The organism is Aquirhabdus parva (genome assembly GCF_003351745.1).
Classification (GTDB): domain Bacteria; phylum Pseudomonadota; class Gammaproteobacteria; order Pseudomonadales; family Moraxellaceae; genus Aquirhabdus; species Aquirhabdus parva.
The window spans coordinates 3,357,575-3,373,413 of the sequence record NZ_CP031222.1; the positions used below are offsets into that span (position 1 = coordinate 3,357,575).

At 47.9% G+C, this 15,839-nt stretch carries 19 protein-coding genes; 6 read left to right on the forward strand and 13 right to left on the reverse strand.

The window, feature by feature from the left end:
• Window positions 1-23 precede the first annotated feature (23 nt).
• Window positions 24-788: a class I SAM-dependent methyltransferase gene (locus tag HYN46_RS15195; protein ID WP_114900174.1), complete on the reverse strand. Its 765-nt coding sequence runs from the start codon at window positions 786-788 to the stop codon at window positions 24-26.
• A gap of 99 nt (window positions 789-887) precedes the next feature.
• Window positions 888-1,307 carry a (R)-mandelonitrile lyase gene (locus HYN46_RS15200; protein WP_114900175.1) on the reverse strand — a complete coding sequence of 140 codons (420 nt, stop codon included), beginning with the start codon at window positions 1,305-1,307 and terminating at the stop codon, window positions 888-890.
• A gap of 274 nt (window positions 1,308-1,581) precedes the next feature.
• Here HYN46_RS15200 and HYN46_RS15205 point away from each other — a divergent pair, with 274 nt between their 5' ends.
• Window positions 1,582-2,475: a LysR family transcriptional regulator gene (locus HYN46_RS15205; RefSeq protein WP_114900176.1), complete on the forward strand. Its 894-nt coding sequence runs from the start codon at window positions 1,582-1,584 to the stop codon at window positions 2,473-2,475.
• A gap of 23 nt (window positions 2,476-2,498) precedes the next feature.
• Here HYN46_RS15205 and HYN46_RS15210 read toward each other — a convergent pair whose 3' ends face one another.
• The 7 genes from HYN46_RS15210 to HYN46_RS15235 form a co-directional block, all read right to left on the reverse strand.
• Window positions 2,499-3,098 (reverse strand): OmpW/AlkL family protein, encoded by a 600-nt coding sequence (locus tag HYN46_RS15210; protein ID WP_162818252.1) that lies wholly within the window; start codon window positions 3,096-3,098, stop codon window positions 2,499-2,501.
• A 159-nt stretch (window positions 3,099-3,257) separates the two neighbouring features.
• Window positions 3,258-3,572, reverse strand: coding sequence for a cyd operon YbgE family protein (locus HYN46_RS15215; protein ID WP_114900178.1), 315 nt, complete (start codon window positions 3,570-3,572; stop codon window positions 3,258-3,260).
• A gap of 11 nt (window positions 3,573-3,583) precedes the next feature.
• A complete protein-coding gene (gene cydX, locus HYN46_RS15220) occupies window positions 3,584-3,703 on the reverse strand; it encodes a cytochrome bd-I oxidase subunit CydX (RefSeq protein ID WP_114900179.1) in 120 nt (39 codons plus the stop codon).
• Between the two features lie 16 nt (window positions 3,704-3,719).
• The gene (gene cydB, locus HYN46_RS15225) at window positions 3,720-4,871 is read right to left on the reverse strand and encodes a cytochrome d ubiquinol oxidase subunit II (protein WP_114900180.1); all 1,152 of its coding nucleotides are present in this window, start codon (window positions 4,869-4,871) and stop codon (window positions 3,720-3,722) included.
• A 10-nt stretch (window positions 4,872-4,881) separates the two neighbouring features.
• On the reverse strand, window positions 4,882-6,468 hold the full coding sequence (locus HYN46_RS15230; protein WP_114900181.1) for a cytochrome ubiquinol oxidase subunit I: 1,587 nt from the start codon (window positions 6,466-6,468) through the stop codon (window positions 4,882-4,884).
• Window positions 6,469-6,503: 35 nt separating this feature from the next.
• Window positions 6,504-6,659 (reverse strand): cytochrome oxidase putative small subunit CydP, encoded by a 156-nt coding sequence (gene cydP / locus HYN46_RS17375; RefSeq protein ID WP_162818253.1) that lies wholly within the window; start codon window positions 6,657-6,659, stop codon window positions 6,504-6,506.
• A gap of 340 nt (window positions 6,660-6,999) precedes the next feature.
• On the reverse strand, window positions 7,000-7,407 hold the full coding sequence (locus tag HYN46_RS15235) for a SpoIIAA family protein (RefSeq protein WP_162818254.1): 408 nt from the start codon (window positions 7,405-7,407) through the stop codon (window positions 7,000-7,002).
• 318 nt (window positions 7,408-7,725) lie between these two features.
• Here HYN46_RS15235 and fnr point away from each other — a divergent pair, with 318 nt between their 5' ends.
• Window positions 7,726-8,481 (forward strand): fumarate/nitrate reduction transcriptional regulator Fnr, encoded by a 756-nt coding sequence (gene fnr / locus HYN46_RS15240; RefSeq protein WP_114900183.1) that lies wholly within the window; start codon window positions 7,726-7,728, stop codon window positions 8,479-8,481.
• Window positions 8,482-8,916: 435 nt separating this feature from the next.
• A complete protein-coding gene (locus tag HYN46_RS15245) occupies window positions 8,917-10,122 on the forward strand; it encodes an alkane 1-monooxygenase (protein WP_114900798.1) in 1,206 nt (401 codons plus the stop codon).
• An 89-nt stretch (window positions 10,123-10,211) separates the two neighbouring features.
• On the opposite strand, the gene HYN46_RS15250 is transcribed toward HYN46_RS15245, so the two are convergent.
• From HYN46_RS15250 to HYN46_RS15260, 3 genes are all read right to left on the reverse strand, one after another.
• On the reverse strand, window positions 10,212-10,706 hold the full coding sequence (locus HYN46_RS15250) for a hypothetical protein (RefSeq protein WP_162818255.1): 495 nt from the start codon (window positions 10,704-10,706) through the stop codon (window positions 10,212-10,214).
• A 33-nt stretch (window positions 10,707-10,739) separates the two neighbouring features.
• Window positions 10,740-11,123: a hypothetical protein gene (locus tag HYN46_RS15255; RefSeq protein ID WP_114900185.1), complete on the reverse strand. Its 384-nt coding sequence runs from the start codon at window positions 11,121-11,123 to the stop codon at window positions 10,740-10,742.
• A 103-nt stretch (window positions 11,124-11,226) separates the two neighbouring features.
• Window positions 11,227-11,805: a TetR/AcrR family transcriptional regulator gene (locus HYN46_RS15260; RefSeq protein ID WP_114900186.1), complete on the reverse strand. Its 579-nt coding sequence runs from the start codon at window positions 11,803-11,805 to the stop codon at window positions 11,227-11,229.
• Between the two features lie 162 nt (window positions 11,806-11,967).
• Here HYN46_RS15260 and HYN46_RS15265 point away from each other — a divergent pair, with 162 nt between their 5' ends.
• On the forward strand, window positions 11,968-12,855 hold the full coding sequence (locus HYN46_RS15265) for an iron-containing redox enzyme family protein (protein ID WP_228254830.1): 888 nt from the start codon (window positions 11,968-11,970) through the stop codon (window positions 12,853-12,855).
• Window positions 12,856-12,936: 81 nt separating this feature from the next.
• Complete coding sequence (locus HYN46_RS17380) at window positions 12,937-13,101, forward strand: hypothetical protein (RefSeq protein WP_162818256.1); 165 nt, start codon at window positions 12,937-12,939, stop codon at window positions 13,099-13,101.
• A gap of 275 nt (window positions 13,102-13,376) precedes the next feature.
• On the opposite strand, the gene HYN46_RS15270 is transcribed toward HYN46_RS17380, so the two are convergent.
• The gene (locus tag HYN46_RS15270; RefSeq protein WP_114900187.1) at window positions 13,377-14,906 is read right to left on the reverse strand and encodes a hypothetical protein; all 1,530 of its coding nucleotides are present in this window, start codon (window positions 14,904-14,906) and stop codon (window positions 13,377-13,379) included.
• 203 nt (window positions 14,907-15,109) lie between these two features.
• On the opposite strand from HYN46_RS15270, the gene HYN46_RS15275 reads away from it, so the two are divergent.
• Window positions 15,110-15,808, forward strand: coding sequence for a TetR/AcrR family transcriptional regulator (locus tag HYN46_RS15275; RefSeq protein ID WP_162818257.1), 699 nt, complete (start codon window positions 15,110-15,112; stop codon window positions 15,806-15,808).
• Window positions 15,809-15,839: the final 31 nt, after the last annotated feature.

Below are 15,839 nucleotides of genomic sequence, written 5' to 3' on the forward strand. Positions count from 1 at the left end.
ATTTATATTCAGCTTTATTACGATCACTGCTCCACCACATGACCCGCCACGATATGCAGCGGCATGGTGATTTGCATCGTCCCTTTCGGCACAAAACGTTGCGCTGCATCTGCACACAGTTTTTGCAGTCCAGACGCCACAGTTTCATTTTTAAGTGCATGTTTATACGCTGACCATGTCTGCATATATTTAATCAATTGCGCAATCGTCCACACTGTCTGAATGGCTAATCGCGGTGGTGTAATTCGTTTAAATGGAAAAGCGATACCCTCATCATGAAAACCATCCCACAAGATTCGGTTGTTCATCGCCCAGTATGGCTCAATCAATCGGCGGAAGGGTTGCACGAACCCCGTATCCACCTCAGGATCACAGGTAAACCAAGCATAACCCCACGCACAAAACAGCGCATTCGGCTTGGCTACCCGGAGCACCTCAGGCCAGAACCGCGTATAGTCAAACCAGTGCAATGCCTGAGCAACGGTCACCAGATCAAAGGTTTGATCTAAGAATGAGGTCTGTTCTGCGGGCTGTATGGAATAGTGAATGTTTGCCTGTTGCATTCCCTCTCCGACCTGCTCCGCACTGATATCGGTGGCTTCGACCCGTGCAAAATGCGCCGCCAGATCGATCGCCGCCTGACCACTTCCGGTGGCGCAATCCCACACCGCATCGCGCCCAGATGTATGCGCCAGCATCCAGTTGTAAAGATCACGGGGATATCGCGGGCGCGCTTGCGCATAGACATGGGACGCTTGAGAAAATGGGTTGGACTCTTGAACGGGCATACGAACTCCATCAAGTTGATCATTCGATCAAGACCTTTAGAGTGCCATATGCAGGGCGTTATTGCACCTCTCTTTCGATCATGCTCAATTTTCTGCAAATCAACCGACTAATCGCACCCGTTCTGCGCCTTGGTATTGTTCTTCGCTTACGGACTCAGACCATTCCACGGTCTTACCAATCCATTGCTCTTGGATCTCGATATGGGTCAGCGAACTGGTCATGGTGGCGCCATGCCAGTGTTTCTCACCGGGCTCAATCCAGACCACATCACCTGCCGTAATCTCCTCAATCGGACCACCCCAGCGCTGTACCCAGCCACTGCCTGCCGTCACAATCAAACTCTGACCCAGTGGATGGCTATGCCATGCGGTACGTGCACCTGCCTCAAATGTGACACTGGCGCTCACTGCACGTGCTGGACCATTGGCCTTAAACAGCGGATCAACCCGAACCACACCAGTAAAATTTTTAGTTGCCCCTTGTATTGAGGGCTGTGCACCACTTCTTTGAATATTCATGCTGATAACCTTTGAATAAAAATGTCAAAACGGCTTAAAGCGCAATCTATGCGCTCATTAGAGTGATCTATAAGATGTGTACGAGATTTGATTTTAAGAACCGCAGAACTGGGTTCTTGGATGGTCAAAAATTTATCAGATGAAGCACCTGCCGACTAGATGCGATAATCTGCATGAACTTATGAATTTTACTCATGAATAAGATTGACGCCAAACCCCTGCATCAGAGAAGATTAGACTTCAATTTCTTATCAAGCTAACAAAGGATTGCACCATGGCACGTGAAAATTTTAACGACCTGCAAGCCTTTGTGATCGTCGCCCGAGAAGGTAGTTTCACCCGCGCCGCTGCACAGCTCGGTGTCTCCCAATCGGCACTGAGCCATACCATACGCGCACTTGAAACCCGTCTAGGTCTCAGACTCCTGACCCGCACGACTCGCAGCGTCGCCCCCACCGATGCCGGAGATCGTCTGCTCTCAACCTTGACACCGCGCTTTGAAGAAATCGAAGCCGAACTGGCTGCACTGACTGAGCTTCGGGAAAGACCTGCGGGGAGCATACGCATTACAACGGCTGAACATGCTGCCCATGATGTCATCTGGCCCAAGCTCGCTAAATTTTTACCCAATTACCCAGACATCAAAGTCGAAATCAATATCGACAACCAACTGACCGATATCGTTGCCGAGCGCTATGACGCAGGGGTGCGCTTTGGCGATCAAGTGGCCAAAGATATGGTCGCTGCGCGTATTGGTCCAGATATGAAATTTGCGCTGGTCGGAACACCTTGCTATTTTGCCCAATACCCTGTGCCACAGACGCCTCAGGATCTGGCTGAACATAACTGCATTAACATCCGTTTGCCAACCTATGGCGGGCTGTATGCGTGGGAATTTGAAAAGGACGGACATGCGCTTAAAGTTCGCGTTGAAGGGCAACTGATCTTTAATAGTGCGGAGATGATTATGAAGGCGAGCCTTGCAGGCTTAGGATTGGCCTATCTTCCTGAACAAATGCTCGCCGATGATATTGCGGCAGGACGATTGGTCAAAGTGCTTGAAGACTGGTATCCCACCTTTCCGGGCTACCATTTGTATTACCCCAGCCGGCGCCAGTCTTCGCCTGCATTCAACTTGTTTGTCGAGGCAATGCGCTATCGTGGATAGCGCATGACCCGATCAATTGATCCTTAAAAACGATAGGTCACACCCGCGCCAAGCACCCAAGGATTGATCGTGAGATCACCGATCTTGTTGCCATCCAGTTTGACCTTGCTGACGATATCGATATAGCGAATATCAACCGCAATACCAAAGGGTGATTTCGGGATACGATATTCTGCTCCGATCAAGCCCGCCATTCCCAAGCTATTGATGGCATTGAGCTTACTGCCTACAACAGGTCCTTCCGTTTTCTCATCCCAGAACATCGTGTAATTCACCCCGAGTCCAAAATAAGGCTGAATACCCTGAATCGCGGGAAAGCGATACTTCAATGACAAAGTCGGTGGCAGCTCTTTGAGCTTAACGACGCGTATACCGTTCAACGTGACGTTGTGACCAAGTGGCGCGGCCAGCAGTAATTCTGCCGAGAGCGCAGGATTGAATGCGTACTCCACACTGGGTGTGAATTGCACATCATTCGACGAAGACGCTTGCATCCCTGCCAAGGTGCCGCCGTCCCGTTTTGGCACCACGTCGGAAACACCGAGTTTCACCAACCACGGTGACTCCGCATAACTGGTGGACGCACAGCATAATGCACAAGCAATAAGTAGGATTTTTTTCATGATCATGACCCCTTTGTTAATGCCCTGATCCATTCAGGGACTTTGCGTTGCAAAAAAAAGTCAAAGGAACCCACACAGCGTCCAAAGACGCTATGAAATAAATGACAGTTAGATTAGGAAACTAAAAAGTGAATCGATGCTTTAGATCCGCTCAATCCTCTAGTGCAGCATCAGATAGAGCGTGATCAGCAGCCCCAGCACGCACGACGCCGTGGAAAACAGCCAGCGCAAAATCCGCGTCCGTGGAATGAATCCCACCCCTCGAATAAAGCCCGCACTCATCGCCCAAAACAAGGCACTGGCTGCCGCATGGTCAGCGTGGCCTTGGCCGTCGACCAAAAACCGAGGGAAGATCGTGACCGCAATACAAATGGTCCACGCGATCAAGAGCGGAAACAAAGCGATCTTGGACGATGCATAAACATCGGGCTGATCGGATGGTTGCTCAAAATGGACGACGTTTTCGATTGACATCACGATGCTCCTTATTGGTCTGGGGAAGGATCTTGCGGGAGACGATCTTTTTCATGCTCACCCCACATGCCATTCAAGATAGCGAGGAAGATGGCAAAACTGACACCGAGAACCCAAGTGAAATACCACATGACGTGCTCCTTTTTTCTAGTAAGTACTGTGATTGTTTTCACGGATATACGCCGCAGTGACTTTGCCGCGCATCACGGCATAGGCCCAACTGGTATAGATTAAAATGATAGGGACAAAGATCAGTGCCACGACCAGCATAATGAACAACGTCAGGTGGCTCGATGTTGCATCCCACACCGTCAGGCTTGAACGGGGATCGCTGGATGACGGCATGATGAATGGAAACATCGATACCCCAGCAGTGCCAATCACCCCCGCAATGCCGACAGCAGATAAGATAAAGGCCCATAAAGTCTTGCCGCTGCGCGCAAACACGACCGCGGCGATAACCCCGACATAACCAAGTAAGGGCAACGCCATAAACAACGGCCAGCGACTATAGTTCTGTAGCCATGCCCCTGGTGCACTGACCACGGTCTTCGCCAGAGGATCTGAGAATCCAGCAGGATCAATCGCCGAGGTAATTTGATAGCCAGATATCCCAAACGCCAGCCAAATCCCTGCAAGGCTGAACAGCACGACAAAAAGTAGACCGAGCACACTGACCCAAATCCGTGCACGGCGCTGGATCTCACCTTCGGTGCGGTGCATCAGATAAACACCGCCATGCAGCGTGATCATGCATGTGGAGACCAGACCACACAGCAGGGCAAATGGATTGAGCAACCCCCAGAACGATCCGGTATAAGTGGATACCAAATCATGATCAAAGTGAAATGGCACGCCGATCAGTAAATTGCCAAAAGCCACCCCAAAGATCAGCGGTGGGACAAAGCTACCGACAAAGATCAACCAATCCCATACCCCACGCCATAAGTGGTGCTCAATCTTGCTGCGATAGTCAAAACCGACGGGGCGGAAGAACAGTGCCCACAACACAATCATCATGGCCCAGTAGAATCCTGAGAATGCGGTCGCATAGACGAAAGGCCACGCCGCAAAGATCGCCCCGCCCGCCGTAATAAACCAGACTTGATTGCCATCCCAGTGCGGTGCAATGGTATTGATGGCAACCCGACGCTCCACATCACTTTTTGCGACAAAAGGCAATAACGTACCGACACCCATATCATGGCCATCCATGATGGCAAAACCGATGAGCAGGATGCCGACCAGCAGCCACCAGATCACACGCAAAGTGGGGTAATCAATGAGATCAATAATCATGGCCGACTCCTTAATGGTTAATTGCAGCGGCGTGATGAACTGCTTCACGCTGATAACGACCCGTACCGAGACTGCCCGGGCCTTGGCGTGCGAACTTGATCATCAAATACACCTCCGCAATCAGCAGCAGCGTGTAGAAGCCGATAAAACCGGACAATGACCCATAGACGCTGTGCACTGAAATTGTCGAGACCGAGAGATGGGTCGGCAGGACACCATAGATGGTCCATGGTTGACGTCCATACTCCGCGACAAACCAACCCAGCTCCGCTGCGATCCAAGGCGCAGGCAACATGATGAAAGCCCATTGGTATAACCAGCGACGGCGATGCTCAAAGCCGAGTTTTAAGGTATGCCAGAACGACACCAGAAACAGCGCCAACATAACAAACGCCAAGCCGACCATGATGCGGAAGCTCCAGAACAGCGGTGTGACATGCGGTACGGTTGAGTCAACGGCTTGCTGAATCTGTGCAGGCGTTGCAGTGCCGACATCATCCGTATATTTCTTAAGAAGTAGACCAAATCCGAGGTCAGCCTTATGCGCTTCAAACGTGGCTTTTACCGCAGCGATATTCGGTGCTAGAGGATTGATACGAATGGTCTCAAGAGCACTCACCGCTTGTATGCCCGAAATGATCCGCTCACGATTCTTGACTTTGATATCAATGATGCCAGGGATCTGCTTGCTGGTTGATCGAGTACCAATCAGCCCCATCACCCATGGCACCTCTACAGACCAATCATTCTTCATGGTTTTTTCATTGGGCCATGCAATAAGATTGAACGATGCCGGCGCAGGTTCGGTTTTCCACATCGCCTCAATCGCCGCCAGCTTGGTTTGCTGTGACTCCCCCACGGTATAGCCCGACTCATCACCCAGCACAATCACCGACAATGCCGAGGCCAAACCAAAGGTTGCGGCAATGCGAAAACTGTTTTTGGCAAACTGCACATCGCGCCCTCTCAGCAAATACCAAGACGATAGCGCCAAGACAAAGATCGATGCCGTGACATAGCCCGCAGAGACGGTATGCACGAATTTAGCCTGTGCTACGGGATTAAACAGAATCGTCCAGAAGTCCGTCATCTCCATGCGCATGGTGGTGTAGTTGAACTCAGCACCAACCGGGTTTTGCATCCAGCCATTGGCAATCAAAATCCACAGCGCCGATAAATTAGAACCAATGGCCATCAGAATCGTGACCAACAGATGCTGCTGCCGCGAAAGTCGCTGCCAGCCAAAGAAAAATAAGCCAATAAAAGTCGATTCGAGGAAGAAAGCCATCAACCCTTCAATTGCCAGAGGCGCTCCAAAGATATCCCCGACATAGTGCGAGTAGTAGGCCCAATTCGTCCCGAACTGGAACTCCATGGTGATCCCTGTCGTCACCCCCAAGGCAAAATTGATTCCAAATAACTTGCCCCAGAATCGGGTCATGTCCTGATAAATCTGCTTCCCCGTCATCACATAGATGCTCTCCATGATGACCAGAATCCACACCATCCCCAAGGTCAGGGGGACGAATAGAAAGTGATACAGCGCGGTTGCAGCAAACTGCACCCGCGACAGATCGACCAACTGTTCACTAATCATATTTATTCCTCAATGCGCACGTCAGCACGCTGTATTCAATGGGGTGCAAGCAGATGATCCATCGTAGAATGAGGAGTGACCGCGACATGTCGATCTGCGACCCAAAGCGACCAAATGCCGTACAGCAAAATGAGCTTGATCGCGAGTACAATCAAAATCTCATGCAGTAATTTACGGTCTTGGCGTTTCATGTCAGCCCCCTTCCCACTCAGTATCAGATAGCCTCTGATGACAATTTTTTGCTCTAATCAAACGATCTCTTTTTTAAACGAACCAACATTAAGATCGCAAAGTGAAGTGTATGAGGACTATGAAATCGAACCTTGATCTACATCAAACTTCATGAGGGTTCTAACCAATTGGATCATAAATTTCATTCTTTTGTGATCGCAGGCGTGAACTTCTTCCCTGTAGATAGATGTCAAAATCAGACACCCCACCCATAAAAAATCCGGTGTCTGAGCGATCAGCACCGGAAAAAAGAAGACTCATACAGTTAATACCTCCGATCAGCCGCTCATCAAAAGCAGATCAATCCTGATACTCATCGAGTGAATCAGAAAGCACCTCCAATGACTGATCACTGAGCCAATCTATCGCAGGCTGTTTATCCTGAAAGGCAAAACTACGGATCTCGGCATCAACAAAATGCTTAATCAATGCAGGAATAATCGCACTGGTCATGTCATCGGTCACTAAGCTAATTTTTTGGATCTGTTGATGGTGATTGCGAATAAATTGTAGGTGCGGTAGCAACAACTTAAAGGCTCTCCAATTGACAAAAGACTGGGTATAAATCATCAGCCCATATAGTCTTCCACCACGCTCAAGATAAGGGTCCACTAACAGCGATAGACGTTCAAAATCAGACTGACTTAACGTTCCAGCAGGTTTGATGATCAAAGAACGGTGATCAGGTAAAAGGTCGGCATAGATCATGGCATGTGTATCCATCCATAAAATGAAAAAACGTGAAACCTGCAGGTCAGAGAATTTAAAAAATCAGCCTCATCGACACATCTCCCCTGTGTCGATGAGACAAAATCCTCACATCTGCAAATCATCTTTTTTCATTGTACAAACAGAAAAGACACGCCATCACAGCAAATGACGTCAAGAATTTGATCTAGATCAAACTTCTGATCGTTTGTTCAAAACGGTCGCTCAAGATCGGACATAATGCGAAAAATCGGATCAAAAACCCGCAAGAACTTCAGACACTTCGACATTCGCGAGACTCAAGCGTTAAGGGGAGATATGAACCACATCATCAAAAGCACGCAGCTGGCTTCGGGCTATCGAGAAACGCATTGTAGCGATTGCGCATTATCGCTGGTGTGCTTACCGCCGAGTGTTCAAGCGTCTGAATTATTGCAACTGGATGCCATCATCGAGCATCGTCCACCGATCAAACGCAACGACGCACTATTTTTTCAAGGTCAGGCCTTCAATCGGGTCTATGCTGTACGTTCTGGCGCAGTCAAAACGACTCTCGTGCTTAATAACGGTATTGAGCAAGTGACAGGGTTTTATTTGCCCGGAGATATCATTGGTCTAGACAGTATCGGTCATCACGAGTATGTCAACAGTGCCTACGCCCTTGAGACGACAACCCTGTGTGCTATACCCTATACCGACCTCAAATCATTGGGCCGATTAATCCCTAGTCTACAAGATCACATCTCTGGATTAATGAGCTATGAGATCCGCCAAGGACAACAAGCCTTACTTTCCATCAGTAAGTTAACCGCTCAGGAACGCATCGTAATGTTTTTGCTGTCCATCTCGACCCGCTATCAGCGCCGTCGCCTATCTGGACATCACTTTCATTTACCCATGTCCCGCAGCAGTATTGGCAACTATTTGGGTCTAACGCTAGAGACTGTAAGCCGTGTGTTTGCCCAATTGCAGCAACAGCAGGTTCTGACGGTGAATAACAAAGACGTCCATATCCTTGATTTTGATTATCTCAGTCAAATGGTAGAGCCCAAGTCAGTCCGTGCAGTGTCATAACCCCTCGCGAATGAACCATTCACCTCGATATTTCACATCCTGCTAACTGGACTAAATCCTTAGTCCAGATCTGACAGATGATCTATCCAGTTTATTGAAATTTATCAATAAAAAGATAACTTGATTCAGATCAAGATCACCCTTCTGCTTTTTTGCTCTAATCAAATTGAGATGATTTCTTGCCAAAAAAGATTTCTACCTTGCATGCCTCCTGATAGCGCATCGGGTCATCGCCCTGTTGATCCAAAGCCAACTCAGCAATCAGCGGCACTTTAAAAATGGACTTTCAATGAACTCAGCGCGACAGGACCTGACCTGTGGACATGGCAGTCTTGCGAAAGATCAATGAACAGCGATAGCAGAGGTAAAATGATGAACTCTCAAACACCGATTGACCTGATCCAGAATGATGTACAAAGCAGTCGCCCTAACGAGATGACGAGCGAAAGCCCTCATGAAGTCTCTCCACAACCGACTCAATCAGACTGGATTGATGCCAAACGCTACTTATGGTTATTAAGCCCCGCATTACCTGTCATCGGGGTGGGCGCGATGATCATTTATCGGGTTGTACCCAAAAAAATGCGCGGCTTGGCGTGGATCGGCCCCATTGCGATCCATGTGGTGATCCCCATCCTTGACCGAATCATCGGGGAGGATAAAAATAACCCGCCCGAAGAGATCGTCGCCAAGCTTGAGCGCGACCCATACTATGCGACCATCGTTAAAGCCTTTATCCCCTTGCAATATCTGGCCCTGTTTATCGGTGCGTACCTGTATACCCGCAAAGAGACACCAGCTTTCGACAAGCTCGGTATCGCTATATCTGTCGGTGCCTTAAACGGTATTGCCATCACCAATGCCCATGAGAACAGCCATAAGAGCGACAAATTCAACCAAATCATGTCGCATTTAGTTTTAGCGCCGACGGCCTATGGTCATTTCCGGGTCGAACATCCCTATGGACATCACAAACGGGTTGCCACCCCTGAAGATCCCGCCAGTGCGCAAATGGGTGAGTCGTTCTGGCGCTTCCTACCACGCACCGTGATCGGTAGTTTTAAATCTGCAATCGAGATCGAAAAAAACCGCCTCGCACGCCGTGGCAAAACCTTCTGGTGTCTGGAAAATGAGCTGTTACAAGGCTGGGCGATGACTGCGGGCTTATACAGCACCCTCGTGGCTATTTTTGGTCGGAAAGTGATTCCGTTTATTGCGATTCAGGCGGTCTATGGATTTAGCTTATTGGAAGTGATTAATTATGTTGAGCATTACGGGTTGCTTAGAGCCAAGCAGAATGGCAAATATGAACGGACCAAACCTGAACACAGCTGGAACAGCAATAAGATCGTCACCAATTTGTTTTTATATCAATTGCAACGTCACTCCGACCACCACGCCCATCCGACTCGGAGCTTTCAGGCTTTACGGCATTTTGAAGATGCACCGCAATTGCCTTCTGGCTACGCAACCATGATTCTACCGGCTTATATCCCTGCCCTGTGGTTTCGTATGATGGATAAACGCGTGGTGGAACACTATAAAGGGGACTTGAGTAAAGCCAACATTTTGCCGGCTAAACGCCGTGCGTTAATGAAGAAATATGGCGGGGCCAATCGCTTGACGTCCACTCACCACTGATAGCAGCCATAGAGACCAAGGCTGACACGACGAATCTGGTTGGCAGTTAAACTGTCAGCCATCGGTCTCAATCCATACCCTTACTAGCGTCAAACAAACCGATCCGGCAACTGCAAGCCAAACTCATTGGCAATGTCCGCAACAGCCACAAGCATGACCCCAAAGATCGCGTCAAAAACATTGCCGCTGTTATGCAGATCCATCTGATACAGCCAACTGTCCTCAGAGAGTCCGGCATAGATCACGCGATTAGGTTCCCCATGCGCCCACAGTAACTCTAAACAATAGCCGCTGCTCAAATGATCCACCGCTGCGTCGTAATAATTAGAATCCGTCATTTTCACCAGTCGGATCCGATCTGATCCAATGCTCGACACCCAGTGTTTGACATCATCTAGCGATTCAAGTGCCACGTTATAGGTCAGACCATAAAAGGTATGCTCATAGCACAACAAGTCTGGCTGAGACGGCCACGGCGAGCAACCCAGCATAAAAGAGTGCCCATTCAAAACATAGGGCGGTGATAAGTCCTGTCCGGCATAAACTCTAGGCTGTGGTATGGCCTGAACAACAAGCGTATCCATTAATTAAGTTCTCTTCTTTTTAAAGTACCCTAATCACGCTGGTTGCCTGGAGTTCAAGGTATGATTTGGGTCAAATACCGCTGCCCCATATGCCTGCTTAAGTTCAGTCGACACTAAAACTTCTCGCAAAAATGCATAATTCCGTTCGCCATACAGACGGATATAAATTTCTTCAATCAAATGACTGTCGTCATAGTAAACATTCATTTTGATGTCATCACTCCGATACACATCAAGACTGCGATGTGACTCTTGCTTCAAAAGCGACAACGCTTGTTCAAGAAAAGTCACCACATTGGGGCTGATGCGCTGCTCTGCTTCAAACAACCAGCCACAATCTTGCAAGACTTTATGCGCATCGATCGGAAGCAGAAAGAAAGATCGACAATGCTTGTTTTTTATTAAATTTATCTTCATTTTATCAATGCCTTGCCTACATCCAGTTGACTTATCACCCACTTAAGATGAGAAGATGATCTCACCGAATTTGAGCAGATAAGATTAAGTTTTATAACGGGTCTTAACTGGGTAAACTCACACTACTTTCGATCACCTGCTTGGTATATTTCCATGCAATCTCGGTCTGATTCACCACTGGGCTATCAAACATCGTTAATTTCACCGTCAGACCATCCAGAATAACCAACAAATGCGAGGCAACCTCCAGCGGCGATTCAACGCCAATTTCCTCAAGACTTTCCTGCATGAGCTCCGTCAACCACATTTTGTGATTTTGGGAAATCGTTCTGATGTTTGATTTGGCATCTGGAAACTCTTCCGATGCACGAATGAACATACAGCCGTGAAACTGGATGCTCTTAAACCAAACCTCGTACCAATCAAAGATCGCTTTGAGCTTATGAATGGGATCTGAAGCTTTATTCACCGCTTCCAGAATGCTTGCACGTAATAAAGAGTCGCGTTTTAATAAAACGCTTTCGATGAGCAATTCTTTAGACGGAAAATACTTATATAACGTCATCTTGGCTATTTTTGCTTCGGCAATGATCCGATCAATGCCGACTGCGTGATAGCCATGCTCCGAGAATAAGAGTAGCGCCGTTTCAAGAATGTCTTCTTGCTTAGTTTTTTTATTCAATTTTTATCCTTCATAACCGTAAAAACCAGTTGACTATACTATAACAATTATACATAGTATGAGACAGACAGGTCTGTATAGATTAGTAACCTTTTCAGGTTGAATCTTACGCAAAGTTTAGACACACATCACATAATATTTATTAATCGATAGAAATTAAATATGACCATAATCGTTGATGATCCAAGGAAAAACGCTATTGAAGCGTTGAGGGCAAGCGTCTCGACATCAGTCTGGACCTCTAATAAACAATTCGTTTCGGACTTGAAAGCCGAAATAAAACAACATGCTTTAGCAAGTAATCCGATTATTGATGTCTTTAATCAGGGTCTATTGAGCTTAGAAGCAGTCAAGACTATACACCTTGAATACCGACATGCAATCGTACAAATATTTACGGATGCATTGCTCATGGCGCAGTTCCAAACACGCCAGCTTGAGCCGCGCTTAAGCCCAGGCAGCAAAATGCCCGCAAGATTTTTGCTGACCTTAAATGTTTTAGATGAGTTTGGTTTTCAGCCGGGCTATGACCAATCGAACTATTACAAGGGCAATCCGGCCTATGCGCACTATCCACTCTTTGAAAAAGTGCTGGATGATTTAGGGGTCTCGGATCGTGAACGTCTGCATCACATCCCCAGTCAGATTGCTGCGGATGTCCGCAACTTTTTGGAACTCAGCTTTCCCAACTACAACAGCGTTGTTGCACTGCTTGCGGTGGCTGAAGAACAAGTCATTCTCTATAGCCCACCGCTAAGAGAGTCAGTCAAAGCAATCGGCGGGCATGTTGCCGATGGTTATTACCACGTCCATGGGGTCACCACTGACCATGGTACCGAAGCGGCAGACGATGATCATGAGGATGATCTATGGTACGCACTCATGCAGGCTGCCACGTCTGATCAGTATGATCAGATTCGCTATATTTGCCTTGCGTACTGTGACTTGTGGGATAAGTTCTGGACCTTTCAATATAACGTCCATTGCCGCCATTTGTTTCCTACGCCCCTTTCCGCACTCGCGGAGAATGCCAGCAGGATTATTTATTAATCCTTTGGCATAAAGACCGATCTCAATCGAGCAAAATGATGAATGAACCTCATTGTTTTGCTCAGTTTTAGGAAGAGCAGCATGATGAACGAGCGTTTTTTGATGGATGATGATAACCGCGGATATACCGTTGAAGAATCCCATTTGAGCACGTCTTCAAATGTGTTGTTTGTGCAGGAACAAAACATGATTTGGGATAAACCCATCTCAGTACAGAATGACGAGCCGTATGTGCTCGACATCTAAAATTTTGCACCATTTTTTCTGGTGCTAAATCAAAAAAGTCTCGCTAGGGTAATAAGGGCTTTTTGAACAATTAGAAAGATCTAATAAAAATAACTAGATAATAAGAACAACATCACCTCGGCTTGGCCCAAATCAGCAGTGTCTCCCCGCTGATTTGGGCTGCTTATTAATGGCTCATGAATTGTCCAAAAGCCATTCCTATGTCGTGGTTGTCCACCTTTCTCTAAAAATGATCGCATTTAACGCCAACGCGTCATCTCATATCCGATATCTGATTACAATCTGGCTTTTTCTTTCACCCAGCCATAGACCGCCGAAAAGGGTAATGCGCTACGGGCAAGGTAAGGAACACGCCAGAGGCCGCCATGATTGGCACTTTCACTGATTAACTCCAGAGGGTGATCGAGAGGATTGGCAGGATTGGCAGCGCTCTCTACACAGCGCAGATCATGCACCCAGATCGCAGCCATGATGGCATTGGTCGTTGCTGGCTCAAAGGCCTCGACCTGAAACAAATCGGCGCCATCAAAAGCTGACTTTAAGATCGGATTTTTAATCACTGAATGGGTCATGGTAGACGGAGCTACATTTAAGCAAACACGCTGACCCTCATGACGCGCTAGCGTTGCACGCCACTGCTGTAGGCGTTTTGCCAAGGCATAGTTCGGTCCTTGCTCAATTACCAGACAATCTGCCACCCCATACGACTTTCCATTTTCCGAGCGAATGAGCGCATCGGTATTAGGTACAAAGAAATTCTTGAGCAACGCGACATGAATCGCATCGGTTAACACGCGCCGCACGAATGGTCGCTTGCCAAAACGGTCTCTTGCCTCATTTGCCGTTTCGGCGTTAATCGCATAGATATCCGTTGGAGTCAGCATATACATCAGGCTGGAGTCCGACTTGGCACGACTCACTTCACTCATCACCGCATCCATCGCCATTGACACGCGGACATGACGCTCACCATCCAAATAAGCAATTGCCGCCAGATCAAGCGGCTGATCAAATCCTTTAAGCCATGTCGCAATTTCAGGAGTCTGAGTCAGTAAATTCGCACCAGCTATTTTGACTAGATCGCTGACTTTCGTACTCAGTTTGTCTTCAGTATCGATCGGAACAGGAAAGAAAAGCTTGGCATTACCGCGTTGTATTGTCTTGACAATTTTCTCCCAGACCACGGGATTTGGCAGGTCAATGGCAACAATATTTGCGCGCCACTGCGCAAGCCATGTGAGCGGTCCTGCCTCAGAGGCTGCACCGAACAGCACCATGGTGCGATCCGATAAATCGAGCCACTCCGGATGATCCAGCACACGGCGTAACGCATCGGCATGGCTGGGTTCAACAATGCCATCACGCTCCCAGAGTCCGATCTGCTGACGCAAGCGATCGCCATATAGCATTTCCCCACGATAAGGGACAACCCATTCGGCAACGACCGGGCTTCCCGCACCATGCAATTCGATGGTTTTGAATGCAGGCGTCTGGAATGTACGCATCGCTTCAGGCAACGCATACTGCTGACGGTTTCGGATAAAAACAAATTGTTTACAGGCTTCTGCCAAACCACTCTTTGCAATATTAATCGCGGCTTTGGGGGAACGAATGCCCGACTCTACCAACGCCCGAAAATGTACGGGGTATTGTTTACGCCACTGTCTCTCTCGGCGCACTGCCTCTGCTGCTTTCAAATTACTGCTCTCTAGAGCAATTGCAACAATCGCTTTACCGGTTGTGGTTGAGCTGGGTTGACCTTTATTTACAGGGGGAAACTGAATTCCCTCACCAATCGTAGACATACGTACAAGCCTCTAGGCGGATTCATCACGCCCGATCATAAAATCCATTCATTTTTATCTGGATGAAAATATTTCAGAATGCACAAATGGACTTTCATAGCATCTCTGAAATACCGTCACGCCTGAGATTTCCTCAATTGCTTGTTGATGCCGATTCAACTAAAATATCCGACACCTGTAGCATTTCTAGGAAAATATAACACGTGTCGGATTTAGAGACAAGCACGTCTATAAACACGCCTGAAGAGGAACTTGTTGGAAAGCCATTGCCAGAGAGCAGAATGCCTTTGCAAGAACGCAGTCAACAACGCGTCGCCAAAGCACTGACCGCGGCCGTCGCCATGCTGGAGCGTCTGGGCCCAGAAGAAACCTCTATTTCTGAAATTGCCAAAGAAGCAGGGATTCCGAGAGTCAGTCTTTATCAGTTTTTCCCCAGCAAATATGTGCTGTATACCCACCTCTCTAAGCTCTATCTAGGAGAGCTGCGGATGCTGTTGATTCAACTGACGCCAACCATCCGTCATAAATCATGGCAAGAAGTCATCGTCGCCATCATTCATGAAGCAACTGTTTTTTATAATAAAACTCCTGCAGCAAGTATCTTGTTGCTCGGTCGATCCACCAGCAGAGCCGCACATTTGGTGCAAAAGTCTGCACTGAATGCAGTGGGTCAGGAAATTCACAACACTTTCGCGTCTTTGGATCGCCCGCTCTATCTGCCCACCAAACCGGATGTTGCAGAACTGGCTATCGACATTGGCTTTGCCTGTATGAAGCACGGTTACTATCGCGATAATTACATTTCACCCACAACGGAAATCGAAGCTGCACGCGCCGTTATCGGTTATGTCATTGCACTTAACATGCAAATTCCTACCGTAGATGTGACGGATCACCCATAAAAAAACACCCCATCACGGGGTGTTTTTTATG

Coding starts and splice junctions, on each gene's coding strand:
- HYN46_RS15195 (WP_114900174.1), bottom strand. CDS start 788: ATGCCCGTTCAAGAGTCCAACCCATTTTCTCAAGCGTCCCATGTCTAT.
- HYN46_RS15200 (WP_114900175.1), bottom strand. CDS start 1,307: ATGAATATTCAAAGAAGTGGTGCACAGCCCTCAATACAAGGGGCAACT.
- HYN46_RS15205 (WP_114900176.1), top strand. CDS start 1,582: ATGGCACGTGAAAATTTTAACGACCTGCAAGCCTTTGTGATCGTCGCC.
- HYN46_RS15210 (WP_162818252.1), bottom strand. CDS start 3,098: ATGAAAAAAATCCTACTTATTGCTTGTGCATTATGCTGTGCGTCCACC.
- HYN46_RS15215 (WP_114900178.1), bottom strand. CDS start 3,572: ATGTCAATCGAAAACGTCGTCCATTTTGAGCAACCATCCGATCAGCCC.
- cydX (WP_114900179.1), bottom strand. CDS start 3,703: ATGTGGTATTTCACTTGGGTTCTCGGTGTCAGTTTTGCCATCTTCCTC.
- cydB (WP_114900180.1), bottom strand. CDS start 4,871: ATGATTATTGATCTCATTGATTACCCCACTTTGCGTGTGATCTGGTGG.
- HYN46_RS15230 (WP_114900181.1), bottom strand. CDS start 6,468: ATGATTAGTGAACAGTTGGTCGATCTGTCGCGGGTGCAGTTTGCTGCA.
- cydP (WP_162818253.1), bottom strand. CDS start 6,659: ATGAAACGCCAAGACCGTAAATTACTGCATGAGATTTTGATTGTACTC.
- HYN46_RS15235 (WP_162818254.1), bottom strand. CDS start 7,407: ATGATCTATGCCGACCTTTTACCTGATCACCGTTCTTTGATCATCAAA.
- fnr (WP_114900183.1), top strand. CDS start 7,726: ATGAACCACATCATCAAAAGCACGCAGCTGGCTTCGGGCTATCGAGAA.
- HYN46_RS15245 (WP_114900798.1), top strand. CDS start 8,917: ATGACGAGCGAAAGCCCTCATGAAGTCTCTCCACAACCGACTCAATCA.
- HYN46_RS15250 (WP_162818255.1), bottom strand. CDS start 10,706: ATGGATACGCTTGTTGTTCAGGCCATACCACAGCCTAGAGTTTATGCC.
- HYN46_RS15255 (WP_114900185.1), bottom strand. CDS start 11,123: ATGAAGATAAATTTAATAAAAAACAAGCATTGTCGATCTTTCTTTCTG.
- HYN46_RS15265 (WP_228254830.1), top strand. CDS start 11,968: ATGACCATAATCGTTGATGATCCAAGGAAAAACGCTATTGAAGCGTTG.
- HYN46_RS17380 (WP_162818256.1), top strand. CDS start 12,937: ATGATGAACGAGCGTTTTTTGATGGATGATGATAACCGCGGATATACC.
- HYN46_RS15270 (WP_114900187.1), bottom strand. CDS start 14,906: ATGTCTACGATTGGTGAGGGAATTCAGTTTCCCCCTGTAAATAAAGGT.